A 15,378-nucleotide genomic window follows, 5' to 3' on the forward strand; every position below is an offset into this window, starting at 1 on the left:
GAGAGCGCCCGGGGGGGGGGATCTCCCCGGGCGCTCTCGGTTCGTCACACGTAAGGCGGGTCGTCAGCTCTTCTTGCCCGACCCGGCCTCGTTCTTGGCGTCCGCCTCGGCTTCGGCCTCGTCCTCGGTCCGGTCGTCCTTGCCGGCGCCCGCGGACGTGCCGGTCTCCTCGGACTTCTCGCCGCCTTCGGCGTCGTCACCGGAGGTCACGGCGCCGGGCTCCACGACGTCCTCCCGCCCGGGCCGCTTCCTGGACGACACCACCAGGTAGGTCACCGCGAGCAGGAACACCAGGATCGCGGTCCAGACGTTCAGCCGGAGCCCCAGGATGTGGTGGGCGTCGTCGACGCGCATGTACTCGATCCACGCGCGGCCCGCGCAGTACGCGGCGACGTACAGCGCGAACGCCCGGCCGTGTCCGAGGCGGAAGCGGCGGTCCGCCCAGATGACGAGGAACGCCACTCCGATGCACCACAGCGACTCGTAGAGGAACGTCGGGTGGTACGTGCCCGGCACCCGCCCGTCCGACGAGGAGGTGATCTCCAGAGCCCACGGCAGATCGGTGGGCTTGCCGTACAGCTCCTGGTTGAACCAGTTGCCCCAGCGGCCGATCGCCTGCGCGAAGGCGATGCCCGGGGCGACGGCGTCGGCGTAGGCGGGCAGCGGGATGCCGCGGCGACGGCAGCCGATCCACGCGCCCAGCGCGCCGAACGCGATCGCGCCCCAGATGCCGAGGCCGCCCTCCCAGATCTTGAAGGCGTCCACCCAGTCACGGCCCTCGCTGAAGTACAGCTGGTAGTCCGTGATCACGTGGTAGAGCCGGCCGCCGACGAGACCGAAGGGCACCGCCCAGACAGCGATGTCGGCCACCGTGCCGGCCCGCCCGCCCCGGGCGATCCAGCGCTTGTTGCCGAGCCAGACCGCGACGAAGACGCCGATGATGATGCAGAACGCGTAGCCGCGCAGCGGAATGGGGCCGAGGTACAGCACCCCGCGTGACGGGCTGGGAATGAAGGCAAGTTCCATGGCAAGGTCGACGCTACCGTGCCGCACCGGGCCCGCGGCAGGCGGCCCGGCTACGGGTCCATAACGGGGGCGTGAGAAGACCTTTACTCCTTGTTCGCCTCCTGCACCATCTGCTTCAGCTTTGCCGGGGTCATCGTCCGGTCCTGGTAGATGTTCTCGCCGTCGAACAGCACGGTCGGCGTGCCCGAGAAGCCGCCCTTGTTGAAGGCCTGGTGGGACTTGGCGACCCAGCCGTTGTGCGTGCCCTTCTCGACACAGGTGCGGAAGGCGGGGGTGTCCAGGCCGTCGACCTTGCCGGCCAGCTCGATCAGCTTGGCGTTGTCCGCGTAGGCGTCGTCGACTTCCGGGGGCTGGTTGTCGAAGAGCACGTCGTGGTAGGCGGGGAACTTCCCGGCGTCCTGGGCGCAGGCCGCGGCATTGGCCGCGTTGCGGGAGCCGGTGCCGCGCATGTTGCCGTCGATGAGGGTGACCAGGTGGTACTCGACCTTCAGCTCGCCGGCGTCCGTCAGCTCGTGGATCACCGGCCGGTACGCCGTCTCGAAGGACTTGCACGCGGGGCAGCGGAAGTCCTCCCACACCGTGAGCGTGGACTTGGCGCTGTCCTTGCCGACCGGGATGGCCAGGCCGTCCTTGCCCTGGGCCCCCGAGGGCGCCACGACCGGGCCCGAGGCCTCGCTGTCGTCGTCCTTGCCGGCGTTGGCCGCGACGACGCCGATCACGGCCGCGAGTCCCAGGACGGCGACGACGGCCCCGCCCACGATCAGCGCGCGCCGGCGCTTGTCCGCGGACTTCTGCTTCTCGCGCTCGACCGCCAGCTTCTCCCGGGCGGTGCGCTTTCCCTCACGGTTCTTCTCGCTCACACCCCGGAAACGAACCGGGGAGGCGCAACGCGCCTCCCCGGCCCCAGGTCCACCCGTACGAGGGACCGGTATGACTTCCGGCGTTCTTACGCCTGTCCGCGCACGCCCTTGGCGAGGTCACCGGCGAGCGCGCGCACGGCCTCGACACCGGCGGCGTCGTCCGGGGCGTCCAGCATGGCCTTGACGAAGGCCGAGCCGACGATCACGCCGTCGGCGAAGCCGGCGACCTCGGCGGCCTGGGCGGGGTTGGAGACGCCGAGCCCGACGCAGACCGGCAGGTCCGTCCCCGTGGCACGGGTGCGTTCCACCAGGTCCTGGGCCTGATTGCTGACACTGGCGCGGGTGCCGGTGACGCCCATGAGGGAGGCGGCGTAGACGAAGCCGCTGCCCGCCGCGGTGATCTGCGCGAGCCGCTCGTCCTTGCTGCTGGGGGCGACGACGAAGACGGTGGCGAGACCGTGCTTCTCCGCGTGCTCCCGCCACAGCGCCGACTCCTGCACGGGCAGGTCGGGCAGGATGCACCCGGCGCCGCCCGCCTCGGCGAGCTCGGCGGTGAACCGCTCGACGCCGTAGCGGTCGATGGGGTTCCAGTACGTCATGACGAGGATCGGCTTGCCGGTGGCGGCGTGGGCCTCGCGGACCGTGCGCATCACGTCGGCGATCCGCACGCCGCCGCGCAGGGCGATGTCGTCGGCGGTCTGGATGACGGGGCCGTCGAGGACGGGGTCGCTGTGCGGCAGGCCCACCTCGACGACGTCGGCGCCGCCGTCGATGACGGCCTTGACGGCCTCGATGCCGCCGTCCACGGTCGGGAACCCGGCCGGGAGGTAGGCGATGAGGGCGGAGCGCCCTTCGGACCTGGCCGCGGCGAGGGTGTCGCCCAACAGCTCGATGTTGCCGCTCACTTGGCGTCACCCTCGATCTCGGCGGTGCCGGAGGCGTCCTCGGCGACCTCGGCGTCGGTGTCGTACAGGCCGAAGTAGCGCGCGGCGGTGTCCATGTCCTTGTCGCCGCGGCCGGACAGGTTGACCACGATCAGCCCGTCCTTGCCGAGCTCCCTGCCGACCTCCAGGGCGCCGGCCAGCGCGTGGGCGCTCTCGATGGCCGGGATGATGCCCTCGGTGCGCGACAGCAGGCGCAGGGCCTGCATGGCCGCGTCGTCGGTGACCGCGCGGTACTCGCCGCGGCCGGAGTCCTTCAGGTAGGAGTGCTCCGGGCCGATGCCCGGGTAGTCCAGACCGGCCGAGATCGAGTACGGCTCGGTGATCTGGCCCTCGTCGTCCTGGAGGACGTAAGAGCGGGAGCCGTGCAGGATGCCGGGCTCGCCGGCGGTCAGGGTCGCCGCGTGCTCGCCGGTCTCGACGCCGTGCCCGGCCGGTTCACAGCCGATGAGGCGGACGTCCGTGTCGGGGATGAAGGCGTGGAAGAGGCCGATGGCGTTGGAGCCGCCGCCGACGCAGGCGACGGCCGCGTCGGGCAGGCGTCCGGCGCGCTCCAGGAGCTGGCGGCGTGCCTCGACGCCGATGACCCGGTGGAAGTCGCGGACCATCGCCGGGAAGGGGTGCGGTCCGGCGACGGTGCCGAAGAGGTAGTGGGTGTGGTCGACGTTGGCGACCCAGTCGCGGAAGGCCTCGTTGATGGCGTCCTTCAGCGTGCGGCTGCCGGACTTCACGGCGATGACCTCGGCGCCGAGCATGCGCATGCGGGCGACATTGAGGGCCTGGCGCTGGGTGTCGATCTCACCCATGTAGATCGTGCACTCGAGGCCGAAGAGCGCGCACGCGGTGGCCGTGGCGACGCCGTGCTGGCCGGCGCCCGTCTCGGCGATGACCCGGGTCTTGCCCATGCGCTTGGTGAGCAGGGCCTGGCCGAGGACGTTGTTGATCTTGTGGGAGCCGGTGTGGTTGAGGTCTTCCCGCTTCAGGAAGATCCGCGCGCCGCCGGCGTGTTCGGCGAACCTCGGCACCTCGGTGAGGGAGCTGGGACGGCCGGTGTAGTTGACCAGGAGGTCGTCGAGTTCCTTGGCGAACTCGGGGTCGTGCTTGGCCTTGTCGTACTCGACGGCGACCTCGTCCACTGCGGCGACGAGGGCCTCGGGGATGAACTTGCCGCCGAAGGCCCCGAAGTAGCCTTCGGGGTTGGGCGATTGGCCCTCGGGGTCGGGGATGAAGAACTGGCTGGGCATGCGAATACCTCACGGTGAGTGTGTGTTGATCACTGATCGCCGTGGGAGCGGGGACCTGCTGTCGGCCGCGGGCCGTCAGTGGCTTGTCGCGCAGTTCCCCGCGCCCCTGGAGGGGCGCTGCCATCGCATGCCGTTCACCTGGCCCGGCTCGTCACCGATGACGTACCGGACGCGGCGGCCGTGGATCCGGCGGGCCGGTGCACGGCAGCCGCGGGGGCGGCAGCCGCGCGCGAGGCGGGCGTACCGGTCCACGGTCGTCATGGTGGGAGTCATCGGGGCAAGCCTAGCGGGTGATCAGCTACGGCCGTGCCGGAGCGCCGGGTGCTCGCCGGCCGCCACCAGGTCCGAGACCGCCGTCCTCGGGTCCTTGCCCGTGACGAGGGACTCGCCGACCAGGACGGCGTCGGCGCCGGCGTTGGCGTACGCGATGAGGTCGTGCGGGCCGCGGACGCCGGACTCGGCGATCTTGATGATGTGGTCGGGGATCTCCGGCGCCACCCGCTCGAAGGTGCCGCGGTCGACCTCGAGGGTCTTGAGGTTGCGCGCGTTGACGCCGATCACGCGGGCGCCGGCGTCCACCGCGCGCTCGACCTCGTCCTCGTCGTGCACCTCGACGAGCGGCGTGAGCCCGATGGACTCGGCGCGCTCGATGAGGGACTCCAGGGCGGGCTGGTCGAGGGCGGCGACGATCAGCAGCACGACGTCGGCGCCGTAGGCGCGGGCCTCCCACAGCTGGTACGACGTGACCATGAAGTCCTTGCGCAGCACGGGGATGTCCACCCGGGCGCGGACGGCCTCGAGGTCGGCGAGCGAGCCGCCGAAGCGGCGCTCCTCGGTGAGGACGGAGATGACGGCGGCGCCGCCCGCCTCGTAGTCCGCGGCGAGTGCGGCCGGGTCGGCGATCGCGGCCAGCGCGCCCTTGGAGGGGCTGGAGCGCTTGACCTCGCAGATGACCTTGACGCCGTCGCCGCGCAGTGCGGCCGCGCCGTCCTTGGCCGCGGGAGCCTTCGCCGCGCGCTCCTTGAGCTCGTCGAGGCTGACGCGCGCCTGCCGCTCCGCGAGGTCGGCACGGACTCCGTCGATGATCTCGTCGAGCACACTCACGCGAGCGGCCCCCTTCCAGACGCTTGACAGTTCCAGCGACCGTCGAAAACCGATGGTCACTGCGATGGTATCCGCAGCGGGGCGCAGGCCTCACATCCGGTTGACATGGGTCCCACTACCTGGACATCCGCCTGTTGATCAAGGATGGAGCCAGCCACCGAAGGGCAGGTTCCGGACAACGGTGAAGACGAGCAGCAACCCGCCGAGGCTCCAGACCAGCCCCGGACGCGGGTCGATCCGCAGGGGACGCCCCCGGACCGCCTGGACCACCCATACGGTCCACAGCACCGCGAAGCCCAGATAGCCGAGGGTCGCGGGCGCGTTGGCGTGCAGCGCCGCGAGGAGGTCCCCGTGGACGAAGGCGTGCGCGCTGCGCAGTCCGCCGCAGCCTGGGCAGTAGAGACCGGTGTAGTGCAGCAGCGGGCAGACGGGGTAGTGGCCGGGCTCGTTGGGGTCCACCGTGCCCACGTAGGCGAAGGCGGCGGCGACGGCCGCGAGCGCCCCGGCGGGGACGGCCAGTCGGCTCGGGACGCTCTGCGTCACCCTTCGGCTCTCGGCGTTCACGGTATGCATTGTGCCCCGCATGCGCGTGAGGGGCGGCTCCGGCACCCGTGTGCCAGGCCGCCCCTCACGTGAGGACGTGCTCCGCGGATGGTGCCGCGGGGTCAGCTCCCGGCGCCGGCCGGCTCGCGGTCGCCCGTGGTCCGGTGCGGCTGGTGGGCATCCCTGGGCTGGCCCAGGCCCATCATCCGCATGATGCCGCCGACGACACCGCCGAGCAGCACGACGACCATGCCCGCCCAGAAGCCCACCGGCTGGTCCAGCACCATGAACGCGCCCGAGACGCAGAAACCGATGAAGGCGATCGTGACACCGGTCCAGGCGGCCGGGGTGTGACCGTGGCTGCTGCCCGCCATTGCTTGCTCCTCGTTGCTGTGTGCGTGTCTGAGCAGGACGCTCGGAGTCATTGTCCCGCACGCGCGCCCGCGAGGTGAGCGGGGGTGCTCCCCCACTCCCCCGGGTGGGCTCAGGCCCCGGCCCCCCGGGTGGGCTCAGGCCCCGGTCGGGTCCTCGCCGCGGTCGAGCGCCTTCCACAGGTCCTCGGGCCGGTCGGGGTCGACGGCGGGGGCCTTGCGGCGCGGCTGGGGCGTGGCGCCGCGCTCGTAGCGGCCGGACATGGCGGGCCACAGGCGGCCGTAGCGCAGGGCGAGCAGTCCGGCCATGAGGATCAGGACGCCGCCGACGACCGCGACGTACGGCCAGGCGGTGTGGCTGAGGGCGTCGACGGAGGCCGAGGTGTCGCCGGAGGCCTGGGCGGCCTGCTCGTCGAGCGCGGAGCTGTCGGAGGCGCCGAGCAGGGCCGCGGCGACGATGCCGACGCCGGAGAGCGCGAGCAGCCCGGCGACGACGAAGCGGCCGGCGCGGCGGACGGCGAACACGGCGACGAGCGCGGCGAGGCCCACGACGGCGAGCGCCGCGGGAACACCCGTGACGTCGCTGCCCTTGGCGGTCAGGGGGAAGGCGCCACCGGCCACCGTCGCGGTGCCCTGCGACCATTGCTGCCGGGTGGCGAGCAGCGCCACGGCGGCGCCGAGCGCGCCGCTCAGCAGCGCGACGGCGAGGCTCAGGCGGCCGGCCCGGGCGGATCCGGGGGCGTGGGAACGGGGGTGCGGTACAGCAGTCACGTACCCCACTATCGCCTGAACCCCGGGCGAACCGTCACCCGGGGTTCATCTCAGGCCTTTCCCAGCCGGTTCGCCGTGTGGACGGCCCGCAGCACCGCGGCCGCCTTGTTGCGGCACTCGGTGTCCTCGGCGACCGGGTCGGAGTCGGCGACGATGCCCGCCCCGGCCTGCACATAGGCGGTGCCGTCGCGCAGGAGGGCGGTGCGGATGGCGATGGCGGTGTCGGAGTCGCCGGCGAAGTCGAGGTAGCCGACGCACCCGCCGTAGAGGCCGCGCCGGGAAGGTTCGAGTTCGTCGATGATCTGCATGGCGCGGGGCTTGGGGGCGCCGGAGAGGGTGCCGGCCGGGAAGCAGGCGGTGAGGACGTCGAACGCCGTGCGTCCGGCGGCCACGCGGCCCGTCACCGTCGAGACGATGTGCATGACGTGCGAGTAGCGCTCGACGGACATGAAGTCCACCACCTCGACCGAGCCGGGCTCGCAGACCCGCCCCAGGTCGTTGCGGCCCAGGTCGACGAGCATGAGGTGCTCGGCGCGCTCCTTGGGGTCGGCGAGCAGTTCCTCGGCGAGGGCCTGGTCCTCCTGCGGGGTGGCGCCGCGCCAGCGGGTGCCGGCGATGGGGTGGACCATGGCCCGGCCGTCCTCGACCTTGACCAGGGCCTCGGGGGACGAGCCGACGACGTCGAACCCGTCGAAGCGGAACAGGTACATGTACGGGGACGGGTTGGTGGCCCGCAGGACCCGGTAGACGTCCAGCGCGCTCGCCGTGCACGGCGTCTCGAAACGCTGGGAGGGCACCACCTGGAAGGCCTCACCGGCCCGGATCCGCTCCTTGATGTCCTCGACGGCCATTTGGAAGTCGGGGCCGCCCCACAGCGCGGTGTACTCGGGGAGCTCGGAGGGCGGGAGGACGGCCGGGGGCTGGGCGACCGGGCGGGAGAGGTCGGCCTCCATGGCGTCCAGACGGGCGACCGCGTCCGCGTACGCCTCGTCGACGCCGGTGTCGAGGTCGTTGTGGTTGATCGCGTTGGCGATCAGCAGGACCGAGCCCTCCCAGTGGTCCATGACGGCCAGGTCGCTGGTGAGGAGCATGGTCAGCTCGGGCAGCTTCAGGTCGTCGCGCTCGCCGGGGCCGATCTTCTCCAGGCGGCGGACGATGTCGTAGCCGAGGTAGCCGACCATGCCGCCGGTGAAGGGCGGCAGGCCCTCCTGGTGGGGCGTGTGCAGGGCCTCGATGGTGGCGCGCAGGGCGGCGAGGGGGTCGCCGTCCACGGGGACGCCGACGGGCGGGGCGCCGAGCCAGTGCGCCTGCCCGTCACGGGCGGTCAGTGTGGCGGCGGACCGCACGCCGACGAAGGAGTACCGGGACCAGGAGCGGCCGTTCTCCGCGGATTCCAGCAGGAACGTGCCGGGGCGCTCGGCGGCGAGCTTGCGGTAGAGCGCGACCGGGGTGTCGCCGTCGGCGAGGAGCTTGCGGGTGACGGGGATGACCCGCCGGTCGGTGGCGAGCTTGCGGAAGGTCTCGAGGTCCATGGCCGCTGACCTTACTGATCCGTGGCGGAACCGGCCGGACCGCCGTCCTTGAGGAGTACGTCCTCGTCGAAGCAGGTGCGCGCGCCGGTGTGGCAGGCGGCGCCGACCTGGTCGACCTTGACGAGCACGGTGTCCGCGTCGCAGTCCAGGGCGACGGACTTCACCCACTGGAAGTGGCCGGAGGTGTCGCCCTTGACCCAGTACTCCCGGCGGCTGCGCGACCAGTAGGTGCACCGGCCGGTGGTCAGGGTGCGGTGCAGCGCCTCGTCGTCCATCCAGCCGAGCATGAGCACCTCGCCGGTGTCGTACTGCTGGGCGATGGCGGGCAGGAGACCGTCGGGGCTGCGCTTGAGGCGCGCGGCGATCTCCGGGTCGAGAGAGCTGGATGGATCACTGTGGCGCGAAGCGCCTCCTCGAGGGGCGGTGGCCGGGCGACGGGCGGGCGTGCTGGTCATGGTGACCATTGTGCCGCGCGGCACCGACAGGCCCGGTGGAGTGTCCACTGGGCGGACCCGGTGGCCGGCCGTAGGCTGGCCCCCATGTCGACCCATGCCAAGCGTGAACGACTTCTCCTCGCCGACCTGTTGGAGACCGCGGGCCCGGACGCGCCCACTCTGTGCGAGGGCTGGACGACCAGGGACCTCGCCGCGCACGTCGTGGTGCGCGAGCGCCGCCCGGACGCCGCCGGCGGGATACTGATCAAGCAGCTCGCGCCGCGTCTGGACAAGGTGATGGCGGAGTACACCGACAAGCCGTACGAGGAGCTGATCCAGCTGATCCGTACGGGCCCGCCGCGTTTCTCGCCCTTCTCCCTGAAGCCGGTCGACGAGGCGTCGAACATCATCGAGTTCTACGTCCACACCGAGGACGTCCGGCGCGCCCAGCCCGACTGGTCCCCGCGCGACCTCGACCCGGTCTTCCAGGACGCCCTGTGGTCCCGCCTTGAGCGCACCGCCCGTCTGATGGGCCGCGGCGTCCCGACGGGCCTGGTCCTGCGCCGGCCCGACGGCCAGACGGCGGTGGCCCACCGCGGCACCCCGGTGGTCACCGTGACCGGCGAGCCGTCCGAACTGGTCCTGTTCTCCTACGGCCGTCAGAGCGCGGCCAAGGTCGATCTGGACGGCGACGAGAACGCGATCGCGAAGCTGCAGGAGACCAAGCAGCTCGGCATCTGAGCCCGGCATCCGGGAGAGCCCCGGCCGCGTCGCGCGGCCGGGGCTCTCTGCGGACGGGGACGTCACCGCACCGGGTGCCCCGCCCCCCGCAGCGTCTCCTTGACCTGGCCGATGCGCAGGTCGCCGAAGTGGAACACCGAGGCCGCCAGGACCGCGTCCGCGCCCGCCTCTACGGCCGGGGGGAAGTCGGTCAGCCGGCCGGCGCCGCCCGAGGCGATGACCGGGATCGTGACGTGCTTGCGTACGGCCCGGATCATCTCCAGGTCGTAGCCGTCCTTGGTGCCGTCGGCGTCCATCGAGTTGAGCAGGATCTCGCCGGCGCCCAGTTCGGCTGCCCGGTGGGCCCACTCGACGGCGTCGATGCCGGTGCCCTTGCGGCCGCCGTGGGTGGTGACCTCGAAGGAGCCCGACTCGGTGCGGCGGGCGTCGACCGACAGGACCAGGACCTGGCGGCCGAAACGCTCGGCGATCTCGCGGATCAGGTCGGGCCGGGCGATCGCGGCCGTGTTGACGCCGACCTTGTCCGCACCGGCGCGCAGCAGCTTGTCCACGTCCTCGGCGGTGCGGACGCCGCCGCCGACCGTGAGCGGGATGAACACCTGCTCGGCCGTGCGGCGCACCACGTCGTACGTGGTCTCGCGGTTGCCCGACGAGGCGGTGATGTCCAGGAACGTCAGCTCGTCCGCGCCCTCGGCGTCGTACACCTTGGCCATCTCGACGGGGTCGCCCGCGTCGCGCAGGTTCTGGAAGTTGACGCCCTTGACGACCCGGCCGTTGTCCACGTCCAGGCAGGGGATGACTCGGACCGCCAGGGTCATGAATCGTGCTCCTCTAGTGTTCCTCTGAAGGTGTCCCTCTGAATGCTTCCACTTCCACCGACACCAGGACCCGGGAGTCGATGAAGCCCTGCACGACCAGCAGGGTCGTGACCGGGCGCACGCTGTCGAACATCTCCTTGTGGGCCCGGCCCACCGCGTCGACGTCCCGGGCGTGTGCCAGGTACACACGGGTGCGGATCACGGACTCGGGCGCGAGCCCGAACTCGGCGATCGCCTCGAGGGCGGTGGTGATGGCCACCTTGGCCTGCTCGTAGGGGTCGCCCTCGCCGTAGAGCACATCGCCCTTGAACGCGGTCGTGCCCGCCACCAGCACCCGGTCGCCCGCCTCGACGGCGCGTGCAAAACCGAAGGACTCTTCCCAGGGACTTCCGCTCTGCACACGCCGCACGGTCATGACGACACAGCCTCCAAGGCCTCTTCCAGGGTGAACGCCTTCGCGTACAGCGCCTTCCCGACGATGGCGCCCTCGACACCGAGCGGGACGAGGTCGGCGATGGCGCGCAGGTCGTCGAGCGAGGAGACCCCGCCGGATGCCACGACCGGGCGGTCGGTGGCGGCGCACACATTGCGCAGCAGCTCCAGGTTCGGGCCCTGCAGCGTGCCGTCCTTGGCGATGTCGGTGACGACGTACCGCGCGCAGCCCTCCTTGTCGAGGCGCGCCAGGGTCTCGTAGAGGTCGCCGCCGTCGCGGGTCCAGCCGCGTCCGCGCAGGGTCGTGCCGCGGACGTCGAGACCGACCGCGATCTGGTCGCCGTGCTCGGCGATGACCTTGGCGACCCACTCCGGCGTCTCCAGGGCGGCCGTGCCCAGGTTGACGCGCCTGCAGCCGGTGGCGAGGGCGGCGGCGAGGGTCTCGTCGTCGCGGATGCCGCCGGACAGCTCCACCTTGATGTCCATGGCGCGGGCGACCTCGGCGATCAGCTCGCGGTTGTTCCCGGTGCCGAAGGCGGCGTCCAGGTCGACCAGGTGCAGCCACTCGGCGCCGGAGCGCTGCCAGGCGAGGGCGGCCTCCAGCGGGGAGCCGTAGGAGGTCTCCGAGCCGGACTCGCCGTGCACCAGGCGGACGGCCTGGCCGTCCCGGACGTCGACGGCGGGGAGGAGTTCGAGCTTGCTCACAGTGTTCCGATCCAGTTGGTGAGGAGCTGGGCTCCGGCGTCGCCGGACTTCTCGGGGTGGAACTGCGTGGCCCACAGGGCGCCGTTCTCGACGGCGGCGACGAACGGCTTGCCGTGGGTGGACCAGGTGACCTTGGGGGCCGTCATCGCCGTGTTGTGCGTCTGAAGGGACCAGTCGTGGACGGCGTAGGAGTGCACGAAGTAGAAGCGGGCGTCCGGGTCGAGGCCGGCGAACAGCTGCGAGCCGGGCGCCGCTTCGACGGTGTTCCAGCCCATGTGGGGCACGATCTCGGCCTGGAGCGGCTCGACGGAGCCGGGCCACTCGTCGAGGCCCTCGCTCTCCACGCCGTGCTCGATGCCGCGCGCGAAGAGGATCTGCATGCCGACGCAGATGCCCATGACGGGGCGGCCGCCGGAGAGCCGGCGGTCGACAATCCAGTCGCCGCGGGCCTCGCGCAGGCCGGTCATGCAGGAGGCGAAGGCGCCGACGCCGGGGACCAGCAGGCCGTCGGCGTTCAGGGCCTTGTCGTAGTCACGCGTGATCTCGACGTCGGCTCCCGTGCGGGCGAGGGCGCGCTCGGCGGAACGGACGTTGCCGAAGCCGTAGTCGAAGACCACCACGTTCTTGCGGGGGGCGCTCAATTCCACACCTCCAGCCTCACCACACCGGCCGTCAGGCACATCGCGGCGCCGATCGACAGCAGCACGATCAGGCCCTTGGGCATCTTCTGCTTGGTGAAGGAGTAGATGCCGCCGACGAGGAAGAGACCGACGACGATCAGCAGCGTCGAGGTGCCGTTCACAGGGCGCCCTTCGTGGACGGGAGGATGCCGGCCGCGCGCGGGTCGCGCTCGGAGGCGTAGCGCAGGGCGCGGGCGAGCGCCTTGAACTGGCACTCCACGATGTGGTGCGCGTTGCGCCCGTAGGGCACGTGCACGTGCAGCGCGATCTGCGCCTGGGCCACGAAGGACTCCAGGATGTGCCGGGTCATGGTGGTGTCGTACTCGCCGATCATCGGCGCCATCTTCTCGGGCTCGGTGTGCACGAGGTAGGGGCGGCCGGACAGGTCGACGGTGACCTGGGCGAGGGACTCGTCCAGCGGGACCGTGCAGTTGCCGAAGCGGTAGATGCCGACCTTGTCGCCGAGGGCCTGCTTGAAGGCGGCGCCGAGGGCGAGGGCGGTGTCCTCGATGGTGTGGTGCGAGTCGATGTGCAGATCGCCCTCGGTCTTCACGGTCAGGTCGAACAGACCGTGCCGGCCGAGCTGGTCGAGCATGTGGTCGTAGAAGCCGACGCCGGTCTTGATGTCGGTCTTCCCGGTGCCGTCGAGGTCGATCTCGACGAGGACCGAGGTCTCCTTGGTCACCCGCTCTGTGCGGCCTACGCGGCTCATGCGCTCTGCTCCTTCTTCACTTCACGTACCGCGTCGAGGAACGCGTCGTTCTCTTCTGGGGTGCCGGCGGTGACCCGGAGCCAGCCGGGCACGCCGTTGTCCCGGACCAGGACGCCCCGGTCGAGGATCTTCTGCCAGGTCTCGTGGGAGTTGCGGAACCGGCCGAACTGCACGAAGTTCGCGTCCGACGCGGTCACCTCGTAGCCGATCGCGAGCAGTTCGGTGACCAGGCGGTCCCGTTCGGTCTTGAGCTGCTCGACGTAGCCGAGCAGGGTGCCGGTGTGCTCCAGGGCGGCCAGGGCGGTCGCCTGGGTGACGGCCGACAGGTGGTAGGGCAGCCGGACCAGCTGGACGGCGTCGACGACGGCCGGGTGCGCGGCGAGGTAGCCCAGGCGCAGGCCCGCCGCGCCGAACGCCTTCGACATCGTGCGGGAGACGACGAGGTTCGGGCGGCCCGCCAGCAGCGGCAGCAGCGAGTCGCCGTGGCTGAACTCGATGTAGGCCTCGTCGACCACCACCATCGACGGCTTCGCCGCCTGCGCGGCCTCGTACAGCGCGAGGACCGTCTCGGGCGGGACGGCGGTGCCGGTGGGGTTGTTGGGGGTGGTGATGAAGACGACGTCCGGCTGGTTCTCGGCGATGGCCTTCTCGGCGGCGGCGACGTCGATGGTGAAGTCCTCGCCCCGCGGGCCGGAGATCCAGCCGGTCCCGGTGCCGCGCGAGATGAGGCCGTGCATCGAGTACGACGGCTCGAAGCCGATGGCGGTGCGGCCCGGCCCGCCGAAGGTCTGCAGCAGCTGCTGGATGACCTCGTTGGAGCCGTTGGCCGCCCAGACGTTGGCCACGCCGACCTCGTGGCCGGAGGTGTCGGTGAGGTACTGCGCCAGCCGCGTGCGCAGCTCGACCGCGTCCCGGTCCGGGTAGCGGTTGAGGTTCCGGGCGGCTTCCCGGACCCTCTCGGCGATGCGTTCGACCAGCGGCTCGGGCAGCGGGTAGGGGTTCTCGTTGGTGTTCAGCCGTACGGGGACGTCCAGCTGGGGCGCGCCGTAGGGGGACTTGCCGCGCAGCTCGTCCCGTACGGGGAGATCGTCGATGCGTACGTCGTTCACTTGCCCTGGGGAACCTTCCAGTCGAACCTCGCCTTGATCGCCGCGCCGTGGGCCGGCAGGTCCTCCGCCTCGGCCAGCGTGACCACGTGGTGCGCGACGTCGGCCAGGGCCTCGCGCGTGTAGTCGACGATGTGGATGCCGCGCAGGAAGGACTGCACGGACAGGCCCGAGGAGTGGCAGGCGCAACCGCCGGTGGGCAGGACGTGGTTGGACCCGGCCGCGTAGTCGCCCAGCGACACGGGTGCCCAGGGGCCGATGAAGATCGCGCCGGCGTTGCGGACGCGGTCGGCCACGGCCGCGGCGTCGGCGGTCTGGATCTCCAGGTGCTCGGCGCCGTACGCGTCGACCACCCTGAGGCCCTCGTCGATGCCGTCGACCAGCACGATCGCGGACTGCCTGCCGGTCAGGGCCGGGACGATCCGGTCCTCGACGTGCCGGGTGGCCGCGACCTGCGGCTCCAGTTCCTTCTCGACCGCGTCGGCGAGCTCGACGGAGTCGGTGACCAGGACGGCGGCGGCCAGCGGGTCGTGCTCGGCCTGGCTGATCAGGTCGGAGGCGACGTGGACCGGGTCGGCCGTGTCGTCGGCGAGGACCGCGATCTCGGTCGGGCCGGCCTCGGCGTCGATGCCGATCCGGCCGGTGAAGTAGCGCTTGGCGGCGGCGACCCAGATGTTGCCGGGGCCGGTGACCATGTTCGCGGGGGCGCAGGACTCGGTGCCGTAGGCGAACATCGCGACGGCCGTGGCCCCGCCGGCCGCGTAGACCTCGTCGACGCCGAGCAGCGCGCAGGCGGCGAGGATGGTCGGGTGCGGCAGGCCGCCGAACTCGGCCTGGGCGGGAGAGGCGAGCGCGATGGACTCGACGCCGGCCTCCTGGGCGGGCACCGCGTTCATGATCACGGAGGACGGGTACACCGACCGGCCGCCGGGCGCGTACAGCCCGACGCGGTCGACCGGCACCCACTTCTCGGTCACGGAGCCGCCGGGCACGACCTGGGTGGTGTGCGTGGCGCGGCGCTGGGCGCGGTGGACGGCCCGGGCGCGGCGGATGGACTCCTCCAGGGCGGCGCGCACGGCCGGGTCGAGTTCCTCCAGCGCGCGGGTGAGCGCGGCGGCCGGGACCCGGACCTGATCCAGCCTGACCCCGTCGAACCGCTCGGCGAAGTCGATCAGCGCCGCGTCGCCCCGATGATGGACGTCCTCGCAGATCGGACGCACCTTCTCGAGGGCGGCCGCAACGTCGAAGTCGGCTCGGGGCAGCAGGTCACGCAGGGCGGGGCCCTCGACGAGGGCGTCGCCGCGCAGATCGATTCGGGAGATCACGTGCTCAATTCTCTCAGACCCGGGTGAGGCGCC

20 protein-coding genes are annotated in these 15,378 nt (G+C 71.8%); 1 reads left to right on the forward strand and 19 read right to left on the reverse strand.

Features of this window, described 5'->3' with window-relative positions; translation table 11 throughout:
• Positions 1-63: 63 nt before the first annotated feature.
• From lgt to hisI, 11 genes are all read right to left on the reverse strand, one after another.
• Positions 64-1,026, reverse strand: a complete 963-nt coding sequence (gene lgt / locus IGS69_RS08225; protein WP_190898035.1) for a prolipoprotein diacylglyceryl transferase — start codon at positions 1,024-1,026, stop codon at positions 64-66.
• A gap of 83 nt (positions 1,027-1,109) precedes the next feature.
• Positions 1,110-1,886, reverse strand: a complete 777-nt coding sequence (locus IGS69_RS08230; RefSeq protein ID WP_190898036.1) for a DsbA family protein — start codon at positions 1,884-1,886, stop codon at positions 1,110-1,112.
• Between the two features lie 86 nt (positions 1,887-1,972).
• Positions 1,973-2,791 carry a tryptophan synthase subunit alpha gene (gene trpA / locus IGS69_RS08235; protein WP_190898038.1) on the reverse strand — a complete coding sequence of 273 codons (819 nt, stop codon included), beginning with the start codon at positions 2,789-2,791 and terminating at the stop codon, positions 1,973-1,975.
• Entirely contained in the window at positions 2,788-4,071 is a 1,284-nt protein-coding gene (trpB, locus tag IGS69_RS08240) for a tryptophan synthase subunit beta (RefSeq protein WP_190898039.1), read from the reverse strand. The genes trpA and trpB overlap by 4 nt, the downstream gene beginning before the upstream one ends.
• A gap of 75 nt (positions 4,072-4,146) precedes the next feature.
• Positions 4,147-4,344, reverse strand: a complete 198-nt coding sequence (trpM, locus tag IGS69_RS08245) for a tryptophan biosynthesis modulator TrpM (protein ID WP_190898040.1) — start codon at positions 4,342-4,344, stop codon at positions 4,147-4,149.
• A gap of 21 nt (positions 4,345-4,365) precedes the next feature.
• Positions 4,366-5,175, reverse strand: coding sequence for an indole-3-glycerol phosphate synthase TrpC (trpC, locus tag IGS69_RS08250; protein WP_190898041.1), 810 nt, complete (start codon positions 5,173-5,175; stop codon positions 4,366-4,368).
• A 138-nt stretch (positions 5,176-5,313) separates the two neighbouring features.
• Positions 5,314-5,748 (reverse strand): DUF2752 domain-containing protein, encoded by a 435-nt coding sequence (locus IGS69_RS08255; protein ID WP_190898042.1) that lies wholly within the window; start codon positions 5,746-5,748, stop codon positions 5,314-5,316.
• 92 nt (positions 5,749-5,840) lie between these two features.
• On the reverse strand, positions 5,841-6,092 hold the full coding sequence (locus tag IGS69_RS08260) for an HGxxPAAW family protein (protein WP_190898043.1): 252 nt from the start codon (positions 6,090-6,092) through the stop codon (positions 5,841-5,843).
• A gap of 135 nt (positions 6,093-6,227) precedes the next feature.
• Complete coding sequence (locus IGS69_RS08265; RefSeq protein WP_190898044.1) at positions 6,228-6,869, reverse strand: TIGR02234 family membrane protein; 642 nt, start codon at positions 6,867-6,869, stop codon at positions 6,228-6,230.
• A 41-nt stretch (positions 6,870-6,910) separates the two neighbouring features.
• Positions 6,911-8,392 carry an anthranilate synthase component I gene (locus tag IGS69_RS08270; RefSeq protein WP_190898045.1) on the reverse strand — a complete coding sequence of 494 codons (1,482 nt, stop codon included), beginning with the start codon at positions 8,390-8,392 and terminating at the stop codon, positions 6,911-6,913.
• Between the two features lie 11 nt (positions 8,393-8,403).
• On the reverse strand, positions 8,404-8,847 hold the full coding sequence (hisI, locus tag IGS69_RS08275) for a phosphoribosyl-AMP cyclohydrolase (protein ID WP_190898046.1): 444 nt from the start codon (positions 8,845-8,847) through the stop codon (positions 8,404-8,406).
• Positions 8,848-8,931: 84 nt separating this feature from the next.
• Here hisI and IGS69_RS08280 point away from each other — a divergent pair, with 84 nt between their 5' ends.
• Entirely contained in the window at positions 8,932-9,567 is a 636-nt protein-coding gene (locus IGS69_RS08280) for a TIGR03085 family metal-binding protein (RefSeq protein WP_190898047.1), read from the forward strand.
• Between the two features lie 62 nt (positions 9,568-9,629).
• Here the strand turns inward: IGS69_RS08280 and hisF are convergent, their stop codons facing one another.
• From hisF to hisD, 8 genes are read right to left on the reverse strand one after another with little or no spacing between them, the layout of a single operon-like run.
• The gene (hisF, locus tag IGS69_RS08285) at positions 9,630-10,385 is read right to left on the reverse strand and encodes an imidazole glycerol phosphate synthase subunit HisF (RefSeq protein WP_190898048.1); all 756 of its coding nucleotides are present in this window, start codon (positions 10,383-10,385) and stop codon (positions 9,630-9,632) included.
• A 13-nt stretch (positions 10,386-10,398) separates the two neighbouring features.
• Positions 10,399-10,800 carry a RidA family protein gene (locus IGS69_RS08290; RefSeq protein WP_190898050.1) on the reverse strand — a complete coding sequence of 134 codons (402 nt, stop codon included), beginning with the start codon at positions 10,798-10,800 and terminating at the stop codon, positions 10,399-10,401.
• The gene (gene priA, locus IGS69_RS08295; protein ID WP_190898051.1) at positions 10,797-11,522 is read right to left on the reverse strand and encodes a bifunctional 1-(5-phosphoribosyl)-5-((5-phosphoribosylamino)methylideneamino)imidazole-4-carboxamide isomerase/phosphoribosylanthranilate isomerase PriA; all 726 of its coding nucleotides are present in this window, start codon (positions 11,520-11,522) and stop codon (positions 10,797-10,799) included. Before priA ends, IGS69_RS08290 begins: the two co-directional genes overlap by 4 nt.
• Positions 11,519-12,163: an imidazole glycerol phosphate synthase subunit HisH gene (gene hisH / locus IGS69_RS08300; RefSeq protein WP_385861907.1), complete on the reverse strand. Its 645-nt coding sequence runs from the start codon at positions 12,161-12,163 to the stop codon at positions 11,519-11,521. The genes priA and hisH overlap by 4 nt, the downstream gene beginning before the upstream one ends.
• Positions 12,160-12,324: a hypothetical protein gene (locus IGS69_RS08305; protein ID WP_190898053.1), complete on the reverse strand. Its 165-nt coding sequence runs from the start codon at positions 12,322-12,324 to the stop codon at positions 12,160-12,162. The genes hisH and IGS69_RS08305 overlap by 4 nt, the downstream gene beginning before the upstream one ends.
• A complete protein-coding gene (gene hisB, locus IGS69_RS08310; RefSeq protein ID WP_031107372.1) occupies positions 12,321-12,914 on the reverse strand; it encodes an imidazoleglycerol-phosphate dehydratase HisB in 594 nt (197 codons plus the stop codon). Before hisB ends, IGS69_RS08305 begins: the two co-directional genes overlap by 4 nt.
• A complete protein-coding gene (locus IGS69_RS08315; RefSeq protein ID WP_190898054.1) occupies positions 12,911-14,023 on the reverse strand; it encodes a histidinol-phosphate transaminase in 1,113 nt (370 codons plus the stop codon). The genes hisB and IGS69_RS08315 overlap by 4 nt, the downstream gene beginning before the upstream one ends.
• Positions 14,020-15,345, reverse strand: a complete 1,326-nt coding sequence (hisD, locus tag IGS69_RS08320) for a histidinol dehydrogenase (RefSeq protein WP_190898055.1) — start codon at positions 15,343-15,345, stop codon at positions 14,020-14,022. Before hisD ends, IGS69_RS08315 begins: the two co-directional genes overlap by 4 nt.
• Positions 15,346-15,378: the final 33 nt, after the last annotated feature.

It is taken from the genome of Streptomyces tuirus (assembly GCF_014701095.1).
Taxonomy (GTDB): Bacteria; Actinomycetota; Actinomycetes; order Streptomycetales; family Streptomycetaceae; genus Streptomyces; species Streptomyces tuirus.

Excerpts from the sequence above, each read along its gene's own strand:
- lgt (WP_190898035.1), bottom strand. The coding sequence starts at position 1,026 with ATGGAACTTGCCTTCATTCCCAGCCCGTCACGCGGGGTGCTGTACCTC.
- trpB (WP_190898039.1), bottom strand. The coding sequence starts at position 4,071 with ATGCCCAGCCAGTTCTTCATCCCCGACCCCGAGGGCCAATCGCCCAAC.
- trpM (WP_190898040.1), bottom strand. The coding sequence starts at position 4,344 with ATGACTCCCACCATGACGACCGTGGACCGGTACGCCCGCCTCGCGCGC.
- IGS69_RS08255 (WP_190898042.1), bottom strand. The coding sequence starts at position 5,748 with ATGCATACCGTGAACGCCGAGAGCCGAAGGGTGACGCAGAGCGTCCCG.
- IGS69_RS08260 (WP_190898043.1), bottom strand. The coding sequence starts at position 6,092 with ATGGCGGGCAGCAGCCACGGTCACACCCCGGCCGCCTGGACCGGTGTC.
- IGS69_RS08270 (WP_190898045.1), bottom strand. The coding sequence starts at position 8,392 with ATGGACCTCGAGACCTTCCGCAAGCTCGCCACCGACCGGCGGGTCATC.
- hisI (WP_190898046.1), bottom strand. The coding sequence starts at position 8,847 with ATGACCAGCACGCCCGCCCGTCGCCCGGCCACCGCCCCTCGAGGAGGC.
- IGS69_RS08280 (WP_190898047.1), top strand. The coding sequence starts at position 8,932 with ATGTCGACCCATGCCAAGCGTGAACGACTTCTCCTCGCCGACCTGTTG.
- hisF (WP_190898048.1), bottom strand. The coding sequence starts at position 10,385 with ATGACCCTGGCGGTCCGAGTCATCCCCTGCCTGGACGTGGACAACGGC.
- IGS69_RS08290 (WP_190898050.1), bottom strand. The coding sequence starts at position 10,800 with ATGACCGTGCGGCGTGTGCAGAGCGGAAGTCCCTGGGAAGAGTCCTTC.
- hisB (WP_031107372.1), bottom strand. The coding sequence starts at position 12,914 with ATGAGCCGCGTAGGCCGCACAGAGCGGGTGACCAAGGAGACCTCGGTC.